Origin of the sequence: Bacillus sp. N5-665 (genome assembly GCF_022637375.2) — a bacterium.
In the GTDB taxonomy this organism is placed as follows: Bacteria; Bacillota; Bacilli; order Bacillales; family Bacillaceae_G; genus Bacillus_A; species Bacillus_A wiedmannii.
In genome coordinates this window covers 5,475,702-5,490,000 of record NZ_CP093325.1, presented here as the reverse complement: position 1 = coordinate 5,490,000, position 14,299 = coordinate 5,475,702, and the positions used below count along the sequence as shown (strand labels likewise).

The 14,299-nt window shown below is 37.6% G+C and carries 14 protein-coding genes and 2 rRNA genes (1 of these 16 running past the window's edge); 15 read left to right on the top strand and 1 reads right to left on the bottom strand.

Annotated elements, in window-relative coordinates:
• The 11 genes from MNO09_RS30785 to rsmI all read left to right on the top strand — a co-directional run.
• Positions 1–2,063 (top strand): 23S ribosomal RNA (locus MNO09_RS30785) (it extends 859 nt beyond the left edge of the window).
• A 48-nt stretch (positions 2,064–2,111) separates the two neighbouring features.
• Positions 2,112–2,227, top strand: a 5S ribosomal RNA gene (gene rrf / locus MNO09_RS30780).
• Positions 2,228–2,421: 194 nt separating this feature from the next.
• On the top strand, positions 2,422–2,601 hold the full coding sequence (locus MNO09_RS30775; protein WP_000647291.1) for a sigma factor G inhibitor Gin: 180 nt from the start codon (positions 2,422–2,424) through the stop codon (positions 2,599–2,601).
• A 72-nt stretch (positions 2,602–2,673) separates the two neighbouring features.
• Positions 2,674–4,095 (top strand): aminotransferase class I/II-fold pyridoxal phosphate-dependent enzyme, encoded by a 1,422-nt coding sequence (locus tag MNO09_RS30770; RefSeq protein ID WP_000812663.1) that lies wholly within the window; start codon positions 2,674–2,676, stop codon positions 4,093–4,095.
• Position 4,096: 1 nt separating this feature from the next.
• Positions 4,097–4,723: a dTMP kinase gene (gene tmk, locus MNO09_RS30765; RefSeq protein WP_000677224.1), complete on the top strand. Its 627-nt coding sequence runs from the start codon at positions 4,097–4,099 to the stop codon at positions 4,721–4,723.
• A gap of 35 nt (positions 4,724–4,758) precedes the next feature.
• On the top strand, positions 4,759–5,742 hold the full coding sequence (gene holB / locus MNO09_RS30760; protein WP_000169570.1) for a DNA polymerase III subunit delta': 984 nt from the start codon (positions 4,759–4,761) through the stop codon (positions 5,740–5,742).
• 5 nt (positions 5,743–5,747) lie between these two features.
• Positions 5,748–6,575: a PSP1 domain-containing protein gene (locus MNO09_RS30755; protein WP_000272429.1), complete on the top strand. Its 828-nt coding sequence runs from the start codon at positions 5,748–5,750 to the stop codon at positions 6,573–6,575.
• Positions 6,576–6,589: 14 nt separating this feature from the next.
• Positions 6,590–6,943, top strand: a complete 354-nt coding sequence (yabA, locus tag MNO09_RS30750) for a DNA replication initiation control protein YabA (RefSeq protein WP_000412057.1) — start codon at positions 6,590–6,592, stop codon at positions 6,941–6,943.
• Positions 6,944–7,064: 121 nt separating this feature from the next.
• On the top strand, positions 7,065–7,805 hold the full coding sequence (locus tag MNO09_RS30745) for a tRNA1(Val) (adenine(37)-N6)-methyltransferase (RefSeq protein WP_001055375.1): 741 nt from the start codon (positions 7,065–7,067) through the stop codon (positions 7,803–7,805).
• On the top strand, positions 7,792–8,082 hold the full coding sequence (locus tag MNO09_RS30740) for a GIY-YIG nuclease family protein (RefSeq protein WP_000414338.1): 291 nt from the start codon (positions 7,792–7,794) through the stop codon (positions 8,080–8,082). Before MNO09_RS30745 ends, MNO09_RS30740 begins: the two co-directional genes overlap by 14 nt.
• Positions 8,051–8,926, top strand: a complete 876-nt coding sequence (gene rsmI, locus MNO09_RS30735) for a 16S rRNA (cytidine(1402)-2'-O)-methyltransferase (protein WP_000267811.1) — start codon at positions 8,051–8,053, stop codon at positions 8,924–8,926. The genes MNO09_RS30740 and rsmI overlap by 32 nt, the downstream gene beginning before the upstream one ends.
• A gap of 20 nt (positions 8,927–8,946) precedes the next feature.
• Here the strand turns inward: rsmI and abrB are convergent, their stop codons facing one another.
• Entirely contained in the window at positions 8,947–9,231 is a 285-nt protein-coding gene (abrB, locus tag MNO09_RS30730) for a transition state genes transcriptional regulator AbrB (RefSeq protein ID WP_000843036.1), read from the bottom strand.
• Between the two features lie 519 nt (positions 9,232–9,750).
• Here abrB and metG point away from each other — a divergent pair.
• The 4 genes from metG (at position 9,751) to rsmA (ending at position 14,294) form a co-directional block, all read left to right on the top strand.
• Positions 9,751–11,733, top strand: a complete 1,983-nt coding sequence (gene metG / locus MNO09_RS30725; RefSeq protein ID WP_000134146.1) for a methionine--tRNA ligase — start codon at positions 9,751–9,753, stop codon at positions 11,731–11,733.
• A gap of 165 nt (positions 11,734–11,898) precedes the next feature.
• A complete protein-coding gene (locus MNO09_RS30720) occupies positions 11,899–12,666 on the top strand; it encodes a TatD family hydrolase (RefSeq protein ID WP_000895824.1) in 768 nt (255 codons plus the stop codon).
• A 195-nt stretch (positions 12,667–12,861) separates the two neighbouring features.
• The gene (gene rnmV, locus MNO09_RS30715) at positions 12,862–13,419 is read left to right on the top strand and encodes a ribonuclease M5 (RefSeq protein WP_000692830.1); all 558 of its coding nucleotides are present in this window, start codon (positions 12,862–12,864) and stop codon (positions 13,417–13,419) included.
• On the top strand, positions 13,416–14,294 hold the full coding sequence (gene rsmA, locus MNO09_RS30710) for a 16S rRNA (adenine(1518)-N(6)/adenine(1519)-N(6))-dimethyltransferase RsmA (protein ID WP_000651555.1): 879 nt from the start codon (positions 13,416–13,418) through the stop codon (positions 14,292–14,294). The genes rnmV and rsmA overlap by 4 nt, the downstream gene beginning before the upstream one ends.
• Positions 14,295–14,299: the final 5 nt, after the last annotated feature.

Genomic DNA, 14,299 nt, shown 5'->3' with positions numbered 1-14,299 from the left:
CCCCGAAATAGCTTTAGGGCTAGCCTTAAGTGTAAGAGTCTTGGAGGTAGAGCACTGATTGAACTAGGGGTCCTCATCGGATTACCGAATTCAGTCAAACTCCGAATGCCAATGACTTATCCTTAGGAGTCAGACTGCGAGTGATAAGATCCGTAGTCAAGAGGGAAACAGCCCAGATCGCCAGCTAAGGTCCCAAAGTGTGTATTAAGTGGAAAAGGATGTGGAGTTGCTTAGACAACTAGGATGTTGGCTTAGAAGCAGCCACCATTTAAAGAGTGCGTAATAGCTCACTAGTCGAGTGACTCTGCGCCGAAAATGTACCGGGGCTAAATACACCACCGAAGCTGCGAATTGATACCAATGGTATCAGTGGTAGGGGAGCGTTCTAAGTGCAGTGAAGTCAGACCGGAAGGACTGGTGGAGCGCTTAGAAGTGAGAATGCCGGTATGAGTAGCGAAAGACGGGTGAGAATCCCGTCCACCGAATGCCTAAGGTTTCCTGAGGAAGGCTCGTCCGCTCAGGGTTAGTCAGGACCTAAGCCGAGGCCGACAGGCGTAGGCGATGGACAACAGGTTGATATTCCTGTACCACCTCTTTATCGTTTGAGCAATGGAGGGACGCAGAAGGATAGAAGAAGCGTGCGATTGGTTGTGCACGTCCAAGCAGTTAGGCTGATAAGTAGGCAAATCCGCTTATCGTGAAGGCTGAGCTGTGATGGGGAAGCTCCTTATGGAGCGAAGTCTTTGATTCCCCGCTGCCAAGAAAAGCTTCTAGCGAGATAAAAGGTGCCTGTACCGCAAACCGACACAGGTAGGCGAGGAGAGAATCCTAAGGTGTGCGAGAGAACTCTGGTTAAGGAACTCGGCAAAATGACCCCGTAACTTCGGGAGAAGGGGTGCTTTCTTAACGGAAAGCCGCAGTGAATAGGCCCAAGCGACTGTTTAGCAAAAACACAGGTCTCTGCGAAGCCGTAAGGCGAAGTATAGGGGCTGACACCTGCCCGGTGCTGGAAGGTTAAGGAGAGGGGTTAGCGTAAGCGAAGCTCTGAACTGAAGCCCCAGTAAACGGCGGCCGTAACTATAACGGTCCTAAGGTAGCGAAATTCCTTGTCGGGTAAGTTCCGACCCGCACGAAAGGTGTAACGATTTGGGCACTGTCTCAACCAGAGACTCGGTGAAATTATAGTACCTGTGAAGATGCAGGTTACCCGCGACAGGACGGAAAGACCCCGTGGAGCTTTACTGTAGCCTGATATTGAATTTTGGTACATTTTGTACAGGATAGGCGGGAGCCATTGAAACCGGAGCGCTAGCTTCGGTGGAGGCGCTGGTGGGATACCGCCCTGAATGTATTGAAATTCTAACCTACGGGTCTTATCGACCCGGGAGACAGTGTCAGGTGGGCAGTTTGACTGGGGCGGTCGCCTCCTAAAGTGTAACGGAGGCGCCCAAAGGTTCCCTCAGAATGGTTGGAAATCATTCGTAGAGTGCAAAGGCATAAGGGAGCTTGACTGCGAGACCTACAAGTCGAGCAGGGACGAAAGTCGGGCTTAGTGATCCGGTGGTTCCGCATGGAAGGGCCATCGCTCAACGGATAAAAGCTACCCCGGGGATAACAGGCTTATCTCCCCCAAGAGTCCACATCGACGGGGAGGTTTGGCACCTCGATGTCGGCTCATCGCATCCTGGGGCTGTAGTCGGTCCCAAGGGTTGGGCTGTTCGCCCATTAAAGCGGTACGCGAGCTGGGTTCAGAACGTCGTGAGACAGTTCGGTCCCTATCCGTCGTGGGCGTAGGAAATTTGAGAGGAGCTGTCCTTAGTACGAGAGGACCGGGATGGACGCACCGCTGGTGTACCAGTTGTTCTGCCAAGGGCATAGCTGGGTAGCTATGTGCGGAAGGGATAAGTGCTGAAAGCATCTAAGCATGAAGCCCCCCTCAAGATGAGATTTCCCATAGCGTAAGCTAGTAAGATCCCTGAAAGATGATCAGGTTGATAGGTTCGAGGTGGAAGCATGGTGACATGTGGAGCTGACGAATACTAATAGATCGAGGACTTAACCATATAATATGTAGCAATGTTATCTAGTTTTGAAGGAATATGCCTTCATAGTTTGGTGATGATGGCAGAGAGGTCACACCCGTTCCCATACCGAACACGGAAGTTAAGCTCTCTAGCGCCGATGGTAGTTGGGACCTTGTCCCTGTGAGAGTAGGACGTCGCCAAGCAATTAAAAACACAAGTCTTTTGACTTGTGTTTTTTTTGTGTTTTCAAACAGTACGAAAAAAAAAGAAGTAATGGTAATACAAACACGTTGCCCAAGGGTTAATCATATTATATAAGAGATGGATGTATATTTTTCTGTAAATTGTTAAGGAATAGAAGTATAAAATATGTCCATTGAAATAGGGAGGGAAGGTTATGAAAGCACAAAATGAGGTTTGTATTGTTTGTGAGACAGAAAGAAAAGAAGGGATATATGTTTATAATAATTTAATCTGTTATGAATGTGAAAAAGATATGGTGAATACGGAGACAAATGATCCGAAGTATATATATTATTTAAAACAGCTTCGGAAATTAGAAGTATCATATTTTTAAATAGGCATATGCCTATTATTTTTTTTGTTCTGTATAATAGATAAAGAATGAAATAATAAGGAAGAGATATAGATGAAGCAAAATCGCATACCTTTATATGAGGCATTAACAGAGTTTAAAGATAGAAAGCCGTTATCCTTTCATGTTCCAGGTCATAAAAACGGTTTAAACTTCCCTCAGGAAGCTATAGGGGAGTTTAAAGATATACTATCTATCGATGTAACTGAGTTGTCAGGGTTAGATGATTTACATAGTCCGTTTGAATGTATAGATGAGGCACAACAGTTATTAGCTGATGTATATGGAGTGAAAAAAAGTTATTTTTTAATTAATGGTTCAACAGTAGGGAACCTAGCAATGATTTTGTCTTGTTGCGGGGAACATGATATTGTTCTTGTACAAAGAAATTGTCATAAATCAATTATTAATGGTTTAAAATTAGCGGGCGCAAATCCAATTTTTTTAGATCCATGGATTGATGAAGCTTATAATGTACCGGTGGGCATTCATGTTGAAATTATTAAGGAAGCAATTGAAAAATATCCAAATGCTAAAGCACTCATTTTAACGCATCCTAATTATTATGGTATGGGGATGGATCTAGAGGCAAGCATCGCTTATGCACATGCACATAAAATCCCCGTTTTAGTAGATGAAGCACATGGAGCTCATTTTTGTTTAGGAGGGGCATTTCCAAAGTCAGCATTAGCATATGGGGCAGATATTGTAGTTCATTCTGCACATAAAACATTACCCGCGATGACAATGGGATCCTATTTACATATAAATAGTCGCCTAGTGAAAGAAGAAAAAGTTTCTACCTATTTAAGTATGCTACAATCTAGTAGTCCATCGTATCCAATTATGACTTCTCTTGATATTGCACGCTTTACAATAGCACGTATAAAAGAAAAGGGACATGATGAAATTGTCGAGTTTTTACGGGGATTTAAAGACGAATTGTGTTCTATTCCACAAATAGCTATTTTACAGTATCCATTACAAGATGAGTTAAAGGTTACTGTACAGACACGTTGTCAGTTATCAGGATACGAATTACAGTCTGTATTTGAAAAAGTCGGTATATATACAGAAATGGCGGATCCATATAATGTTCTATTTATTTTACCCTTGCAAGTAAATAAGGAGTATATGAAGGCTATAGAGATGATCCGAGGGGCATTGCAATATTATGAGGTGAAAGACAAGAAGGAATCTATTCGTTATACTTATAAAGGAGAATTTTCTCCTTTACCGTATACATATAAACAACTGGAAGGATATGAAACAAAAGTAGTATCTGTAGAAGAAGCAGTTGGGATGATAGCGGCAGAAATGGTAATTCCGTACCCACCTGGAATTCCATTGATTATGTATGGGGAAAGAATTACTTCAGAACATAAAGAGCAAATTATGTATTTAGAGCAATCAGGCGCTCGTTTTCAAGGTAGCACGAAATATATGAAAGTGTATGATATAGAAAGTAGGTTTTAGAATGAAGGGATTATTTGTAACAATTGAAGGTCCAGAAGGTTCGGGTAAAACAACGTTAATTAAAAGTTTATTGCCGTACTTTGAACAAAAAGAACAAAAGGTAATGGCGACGAGAGAACCAGGTGGTATTGCAATTTCAGAGGATATTAGAACAATTTTACATAAACAAGAATATACGATGATGGAAGCACGTACAGAGGCGCTTCTGTATGCCGCTGCACGTAGACAACATTTGGTGGAAAAGGTTATGCCGGCACTTAACGAGGACTACCTTGTATTATGTGATCGTTTTATAGATAGCTCTTTAGCGTATCAAGGATATGCAAGAGGGTTAGGTATGGATAAGGTATTTGAAATAAATCGTTTCGCAACAGAGGACTGTATGCCTAGTTTAACGATTTACCTAGACATTGAACCAGAGATTGGTTTAGCTCGCATTGAAAAAGATGCAGGACGTGAAGTGAATCGATTAGATATGGAAGATATCTCTTTCCATAAACGTGTCCGTGAAGGATATTTACAAGTTGTAGAACATTTCTCAGATCGTATTGTATTGGTAAATGCTGATCAACCAATGGAAAAACTTATAGAAGAAGTTGTTCAGATTATAGAAGATAAATTGTTATAATAGAAGGAAAGAATGAAATAAGTGAGGTATGCATTATGACGAAGACGTGGGAGCAGCTTTCTGCTATACAACCCATCGGTGTAAAAATGTTGATGAATAGCATTGCAAAAGAGCGTATATCCCACGCTTACTTGTTAGAGGGAGGGAAAGGGACTGGAAAGTTTGCAACGGCAATTCAAATGGCAAAGAGTTTCCTCTGTTCTCAGCGGAACGGGGTAGAGCCTTGTCACGTATGTACAAATTGTAAGCGAATTGATTCAGGTAACCACCCTAACTTACATATTGTAAAACCAGACGGATTATCTATTAAGAAGCAGCAAATTCATGATTTACAAGAAGAGTTTTCAAAAACAGGATTAGAAGCAAATAAAAAAGTATATATTATTGAGCACGCAGATCGTATGACAGCAAATGCAGCGAATACACTTTTAAAATTTTTAGAAGAACCAAGTAGTGATACAACAGCTATTTTACTTACTGAACAAAGTCATCAAATTTTAAATACGATTTTATCTCGCTGTCAAGTTGTTACATTTAGACCGTTACCTACGGAATCTTTAATTAGAAGATTACAGGATGAAGGTATTACGGCATCTTTATCGACACTTGCTGCGCAACTCACGAATAGTTTTGATGAAGCTTTAGCTTTATGTAGTGATGAATGGTTTGCACAAGCACGAGCTTTAGTGATAAAATTATGTGAAGCGCTCGAAAAGGATAAAGCCTCTATTTTTTTTGTACAAGAAAAATGGGGAAAACACTTTGGAGAGAAAGAACAATTACAGCAAGGTTTAGATATGTTGCTCCTTATTTATAAGGATTTATTATATGTTCAACTTGGAGAAGAAGATCGTCTTGTTTTTCATGAGCAGAAAGAGATGTTTGAATCTTTCTCCTATGCTCAGAAGCGCATTGTATCAGCTCTCTTTAATATATTAGAGGCAAAAAATAGAATCAACGCTAATGTAAATGCGCAGCTTGTGTTCGAACAGTTAGTGTTGCGGTTGCAGGAGGGATGACCGTTTTGTATGATGTAGTAGGTGTTCGCTTTAAGAAGGCCGGAAAGGTGTATTACTTCGATCCGAATCAGTTCGATATCTCTGAAAATGAGTTTGTAATTGTAGAAACAGTAAGAGGTATTGAGTACGGAAAAGTAGTTATTACCAAAAAGCAAGTTGATGAAAACGACGTTGTATTACCGCTAAAAAAGGTTATTCGTATTGCAAATGAAAATGATCGTACCATTGTTGAAGAGAACAAACATGCTGCGAAAGAAGCATACCAAGTTTGTCAGCAAAAGGTAGTAGAGCATAATCTTGATATGAAACTTGTAGATGTAGAGTATACGTTCGATCGCAATAAGATTATTTTCTACTTTACTGCGGATGGTCGGATTGATTTCCGCGAACTAGTGAAGGACTTAGCGGCAATTTTTAGGACAAGAATTGAACTAAGACAAATTGGTGTTCGTGATGAAGCGAAGATGCTTGGTGGTATTGGTCCATGTGGTCGTATGCTTTGTTGTTCTACTTTTTTAGGAGATTTTGAACCTGTATCCATTAAGATGGCAAAGGATCAAAATTTATCATTAAATCCTGCAAAAATCTCTGGTTTATGTGGTCGCTTAATGTGTTGCTTAAAATATGAGAATGATGAATATGAGGCAGCAAAGGAACAACTTCCTGATTTAGATCAACGTATACAAACCCCGCATGGTACTGGCCGTGTTATCGGATTAAATATTTTAGAAAGATTAATTCAAGTGGAACTAGTAGACAAGGAACGGATAGTAGAATATACGTTAGATGAGTTAGTGAATAAAGGGGTCGTTTCGAGTCAAACCACAGATTAATGAGGTGGGTGCTTGTGGAGAAAAAAGATATTTTTGCATCGGTTTCTAGTATGGAAGAGCAAATTGGACATTTATACAAACAGTTGGGAGAATTAAAACAACATCTTGCAGAGTTGTTGGAAGAGAACCAACATATAAAAATGGAAAATGAAAATTTGCGACATCGCTTTGAAGAAGTGCAGATTAAAGAAAAACAAAAAACTCAAAAACGTAAAGAAGTGAAGCCAAAGACAACTGATATTGGCGAAGGCTACGATAATTTAGCAAGGCTATATCAAGAAGGTTTTCATATTTGTAATCTGCATTATGGAAGTGTACGTAAAGAGGGAGATTGTTTATTCTGCCTGTCATTTTTAAATAAAAAGTGAAATTACCTTTCCAATGATAATTGGAAAGGTAATTTTTTATACATGAGAGTACAATGAAATATGTTTTTTTATTAGTAGAAGATGAAATAGGGTAGGTTAAGTGTAAGAAAAGGAGTAACATATGAATTTATATGAAGATGAACGTTTAGATTACTTATTAGCGCAAGATATGAAGATTGTACAAAGCCCATCAGTATTCAATTTCTCGTTAGATGCTGTTTTACTTGCAGACTTTGCTTGGGTGCCAATTCAAAAAGGTAATGTACTTGATCTGTGTACAGGTAACGCAGTTGTCCCCCTTTTATTAAGTACAAGAACAAAGGGAAGCATTACAGGTGTAGAAATTCAAGAACGTTTATATGATATGGGAATCAGAAGCGTTCAATACAATAAGCTAGAAGAAAGAATTCACTTAATACATGGGGATTTGAAAGATATGCCGGAGAAACTTGGACGTCATCAATATGATGTTGTCACATGTAATCCCCCTTATTTTCAAACACCTGCAACTTCTGAGAAAAATATGAATGAACATTTAGCGATAGCTCGTCATGAAATTATGTGTACATTAGAGGATGTTGTATCTGCAAGTAGTCAGTTAGTAAAGCAAGGTGGGAAAGTAGCATTTGTACATCGTCCAGGTCGTTTACTAGATATTGTTACATTAATGCGTAAATACAAAATTGAACCAAAGCGTGTACGATTTGTTTATCCTAAGGCAGGGAAAGAAGCGAATACATTGTTAATTGAAGGAATTAAGGATGGAAACGCAGATTTGAAAATATTGCCCCCTCTTTTTGTATATGAAGAAAATAATGAATATACAAAGGAGATTCGTTCAATTTTATATGGAGAAGAATAAGGATTGTTTTTATGTAGTAGAGTGCTCTGACGGAAGTTATTATGCTGGATATACAAATCATATAGAGAAGCGGATTCAGACCCATAATAGTGGAAAAGGGGCTAGGTATACGCGTGCTAGACTTCCTGTTGTTTTAAAATACATAGAATTTCATGAAGATAAGCGTACAGCTATGCAAGCAGAGTATTATTTTAAGCAGTTAAATAGAAAACAAAAAGAAGAATATATGCAAAAAGGAGAACACTATGTGGCAACAAAAAAGCTTTCAACAAAATGAAAAGGGAGTTTTATATTTAGTACCAACTCCTATTGGAAATTTAGAAGATATGACATTTCGTGCAATCCGAATTTTAAAAGAAGCTGATTTAATTGCTGCTGAAGATACGAGACAAACGAAAAAACTTTGTAATTATTTCGAAATTGAAACCCCTGTTATGAGTTACCATGAGCACAATAAGGAAGTAAGTGGGAAGAAAATATTAGGGAAGTTAGACGAAGGAAAGACTGTAGCACTTGTTAGTGATGCTGGTATGCCGTGTATTTCTGATCCAGGTTACGATATTGTTGTAGAGGCTGTAGCAGAACAGTATCATGTTATCCCGCTTCCTGGGGCAAATGCAGCCCTTACAGCATTAATTGCATCAGGTCTTGAAACAAAACAATTTTATTTCTATGGATTTTTACAAAGAAATAAAAAAGAAAGAAAAATGGAGTTAGAGAAGCTTCGTTATGTACAAACTACAATGATGTTTTATGAAGCGCCCCATCGTTTAGATGATACTTTAATCTCGATGCAAGAAGTGTTGGGAAATAGAGAAATTGTATTATGTCGAGAGTTAACGAAAAAATTCGAGGAATTTATTCGTGGAACAGTTGAGGAAGCAATTGAGTGGACGAAACAAAATGAAGTTCGTGGCGAGTTTTGTATTTTAGTAGCTGGTTCAACGGAAGAACCTGCCCCAGAAGAAAAATGGTGGGAATCTATTTCGGTATATGATCATATTGAACATTATATAAACGAAAAAGGTATGAATTCAAAAGAGGCAATAAAAACAGTCGCTAAAGATCGAGATTTGTCGAAACGCGATGTATATCAAATCTATCATGTCGATAAAAAATAAGCTTCTCATAATTGAGAAGCTTATTTTGCTGTTTCGATATAATCTTGAAGTTCGTTTAAGATTTGCTCAGCGCCTTCTTTGCTTAAGATAATTTTACCTTCAGCTAAAGATAGGTTACCATCAGATACTTCACCAGTTACTTGGCAAGTCATGTTTGGCTTATATTTTTTTAAGATGATTTTCTCGTCATCAACGTAGATTTCAAGAGCATCCTTTTCTGCAATACCTAAAGTACGGCGTAATTCGATTGGAATTACTACACGACCTAATTCATCAACTTTACGAACGATACCAGTAGATTTCATAATTCTTTTCCTCCTAAAGAAATAGTTTATAAGTTTCGAGTCTATTTTCTAGATTCGTCATTTTTCGACAAAATACCCTATGGACATATGATACCAATCATTTACATTTCCGTCAATTCTTTAATTCTATATTTTTTAAAAAGATTTATAGATTTCTTACTTCTTATATATAATAGAATGAGAGTAATTTCTACTATTATTTCACTTTATTTTCAGAAAAAATTATAGATTGTAAGTAAGGACTGTATATTTTCTTGAAATATGAGCAATAGATGATAAAGATATTAAGTATTAACTCGTTTTTATCCCGCATTAACAAGCAGTAAGATTCTAAATTTAAAATTTGGCTGGAGCAAAGAATTTAAGTTGGAGTCGGATTGCTCGTAAAAGCCTGATTGGTGCGGGCTAATAATCCGCGGGAGTGAACAAAACCCCCACAGATTAAAGTTTCACTTTATATATAAGTTTTTGATATACTATTTATAAATACATATGAGGTTATCCGGGAGGTCCAAAACAATGACAGAGGAAAATAAGTCCTTTTATATTACTACCCCAATTTATTATCCAAGTGGAAAATTACACATTGGACATGCTTATACAACAGTAGCAGGAGATGCGATGGCACGATATAAGCGTATGCAAGGATACAATGTTCATTATTTAACAGGAACTGATGAGCATGGACAGAAGATCCAAAAGAAAGCAGAAGAATTAAATGTTACACCACAAGCATATGTGGATAACATTGTTGCAGGAATTAAAGAGCTTTGGGAGAAAATGGATATCTCTTATGATGATTTTATTCGTACAACTGAAGATCGTCATAAAGATGTTGTTGAAAAAATCTTCAAGCAACTAGTAGATCAAGGTGATATTTATCTTGATGAATATGAAGGTTGGTATTCTGTACAAGATGAGACATTCTATACAGAGCATCAATTAGTAGATCCAATTATGGAAGGTGACAAAGTAGTTGGAGGAAAAAGCCCAGATAGTGGTCATGATGTAGAACTTGTTCGTGAAGAATCGTATTTCTTTAGAATGGGTAAATATGTCGACAGACTATTAAAATTCTATGAAGATAATCCACATTTCATTCAGCCAGAGTCTCGTAAGAATGAGATGATTAATAACTTCATTAAACCAGGCTTAGAAGATTTAGCTGTTTCTCGTACTTCATTTGACTGGGGAGTTCGTGTTCCAGGTAACCCGAAACATGTTATTTACGTATGGGTTGACGCATTGTCTAACTACATTACAGCATTAGGTTATGGAACAGAAAATGAAGAGATGTATAAGAAATTCTGGCCGGCTGATGTGCATTTAGTTGGAAAAGAAATCGTTCGTTTCCATACAATTTATTGGCCAATCATTTTAATGGCATTAGATTTACCTCTTCCGAAAAAAATCTTTGCTCATGGTTGGATTTTAATGAAGGATGGAAAGATGAGTAAATCAAAAGGAAACGTAGTAGATCCAGTTACATTAATTGATCGTTACGGATTAGATGCATTACGTTATTACTTACTTCGTGAAGTTCCATTCGGATCTGATGGCGTATTCACACCAGAAGGATTTGTAGAGCGTATTAATTTTGATTTAGCAAATGACTTAGGTAACTTATTAAATCGTACAGTAGCTATGATTGATAAGTACTTTAACGGAGAAATCCCTGCATTTAAAGCAAATGTAACGGAATTTGATGAAACGTTAGTAACGTTTGCAAAAGATACATTGAAAAAAGTAGAAGAGGCAATGGAGAATATGGAATTCTCTGTAGCGCTAAGCTCAATTTGGCAATTGGTTAGCCGTGCAAATAAATATATTGACGAAACACAACCATGGGTATTAGCGAAAGATAAGAAGGATCTTGAAAAGTTAGCTTCTGTAATGGCTCACTTAGCAGAAGTACTTCGTCAAACAGGTATTATGCTTATGCCGTTCTTAACAGTAGCGCCAAGTAAGATGTTTGCTCAACTTGGACTTACTGAAGAGGCACATAAATCTTGGGAAAGCCTATCTACAATTGGCTGCATTCCAGCTGGAACAAAAGTAGAAAAAGGAAACCCAATTTTCCCTCGTTTAGAAATGGAAGTAGAAGTAGGCTACATTAAAGAACAAATGAAAAGCTCTGCTCCTAAAGTAGAAGAGAAAAAAGAAGAAGAACCGAAAGCAGAAGAAATCACAATTGATGATTTCTTTAAAGTAGAATTACGCGTAGCTGAAGTACTATCAGCTGAACCTGTGAAAAAAGCAGATAAGTTGTTAAAAATTCAGCTGGATTTAGGTACAGAAAAGCGTCAAGTTGTTTCAGGAATTGCAAAATTCTATTCGCCGGAAGACCTAAAAGGTAAAAAGGTTATTTGTGTAACAAACTTAAAACCTGTAAAATTACGCGGTGAATTATCACAAGGTATGATTTTAGCGGGTGAAGAGAATGGCGTATTGTCATTAGCATCAATCGACCAAAATCTACCAAACGGTACAAAAATCAAGTAATTAAGACAAGAAAAGAGATGTTTCACGTGTAACATGTGTGAAGCGTCTTTTTTCTTTTTACACTCTCTATTTTTGCATTAAAATTATAGTATTGTTATCGTTAAGTTAGTAAAGAGCTTATTTTTTAGAATAAACTTGATTTCAATATAAAAGGAGTTATGTATTATGTTGTTTGATACACATTCACATTTGAATGCAGAGCAATTTGAAGAGGATTTGCAAGAAGTTATTGCACGAATGAAAGAAGCAGGAGTTACCTATACAGTTGTTGTTGGTTTTGATGAAATAACGATCAAAAAGGCAATGGAGTTAGCTGAAACTTATGATTTTATTTACGCTGCGGTAGGATGGCATCCAGTTGATGCAATCGACATGACAGAAGAACATTTAGCGTGGTTAGAAGAACTTGCTTCCCATCCTAAAGTCGTTGCACTTGGAGAAATGGGCTTAGATTATCACTGGGATAAGTCTCCAAAAGAAATACAGAAGGAAGTATTCCGTAAACAAATTGCATTAGCCAAAAAGGTGAAATTGCCGATTATTATACATAACCGCGATGCAACTCAAGATATTGTTGATATTCTAGAAGAAGAGAATGCAGCTGAAGTGGGAGGCATTATGCATTGCTTTAGCGGCAGCGTAGAAGTAGCAGAGCGATGTGTTGATATGAACTTTTTAATTTCGTTAGGCGGCCCAGTTACATTTAAAAATGCTAAGAAACCGAAAGAAGTTGCCACGGAGATTCCATTAGAGAAATTGTTAATAGAGACGGATTGTCCATATTTAACACCACATCCATTTCGAGGAAAACGAAATGAACCGAGTTATGTAAAACTTGTAGCAGAAGAAATTGCGAATTTAAAAGGAATTTCTTATGAGGAAGTAGCAGAGATAACAACAAAAAATGCAAAAGCTTTATTTGGTGTTGAATAAAAAGGAGTGGGAGAACCCATTCTTTTTTTATTTTTGTGAAAAAATAAGGGCGAATGAGGAAGTGTTACAATAAGGAGAGAGAACAAAGTTTTGGACATTCTATTTTTTAAAATGTAAGAATGGGGAAAATAATAATGGAAAAGTCGTCATTTTTTTGTTTTACTAAGTAGAGACGAAACGAGTGTGGAGGCAAGCATGAAAATTAAAGAGATTATCGTTGTAGAAGGTAAAGATGATACAGTTGCGATTAAGCGTGCTGTTGATGCGGATACAATTGAAACGAACGGTTCAGCAATCGGTGATCATGTTATTGAGCAAGTTAAATTAGCGCTGCAAAAACGGGGCGTTATTATTTTCACAGATCCGGATTATCCTGGAGAGCGTATTCGAAAAATTATTTCTGATAAGGTGCCTGGATGTAAACATGCCTTTTTACCGAAGGAAGAAGCACTTGCCAAAAGGAAAAAGGGTGTCGGGATTGAACATGCTTCTAATGAATCAATTCGCCGTGCTTTAGAGAATATACATGAAGAAATGGAAGCTTACACAAGTGAAATTAGTTGGAGCGATTTAGTCGATGCAGGCTTAGTGGGCGGAGAAATGGCAAAGAGTCGCAGAGAAAGAATGGGTAAGCTATTAAAGATTGGTTATACAAACGCAAAACAGTTACATAAACGTTTACAAATGTTTCAAGTTTCAAAAGAATCGTTTGCAGAAGCTTATAAGCAAGTCATACAGGAGGAAAGAAAATGAAGGATATCGCAACGCCAAATCGTACGAAAGACATTGTTGAAAAGTATGGATTTTCATTCAAAAAAAGTTTAGGACAAAATTTTTTAATTGATACGAACGTATTAAATCGTATTGTCGATCACGCTGAAATTGGTTCAGAAAGTGGTGCAATTGAAATTGGACCAGGTATCGGTGCGTTAACAGAACAATTAGCAAAGCGTGCTAAAAAAGTAGTAGCTTTTGAAATTGATCAGAGATTATTACCGATTTTAGATGAGACGTTAGCTCCATATAGCAACGTTACAGTTATAAATAAAGACGTACTAAAGGCAGATGTACATGAGGTGTTCAGTGAGCAATTTGAGGAAGGGCAAGATGTAATGGTAGTAGCGAACTTACCGTACTATATTACAACGCCAATTTTATTTAAATTGCTGGAAGAGAAATTACCAGTTCGTGGATTTGTTGTTATGATGCAAAAAGAAGTTGGAGATCGTTTAGCTGCTAAACCTGGAACGAAAGAGTATGGTTCTTTATCCATTGCTATTCAGTATTATACAGAGGTAGAAACAGTTATGACTGTACCACGTACAGTGTTTGTGCCACAACCGAATGTTGATTCTGCGATTATTCGTCTCCTAAAGCGCCCGAAACCAGTTGTAGAAGTAACAGATGAGACATTCTTCTTTGAAGTAGTAAGAGCAAGTTTTGCACAGCGTCGTAAAACTTTAATGAATAATTTATCAAATAATTTAAATGGTTTCCCGAAAGATAAAGAGCTGTTGGATCGAATTTTAACAGAAGTAGGAATTGATCCAAAACGAAGAGGCGAAACGCTATCTATCGAGGAGTTTGCAACATTAAGTAATGCATTAGTTCTTCATAAATTGTCATAAGAATA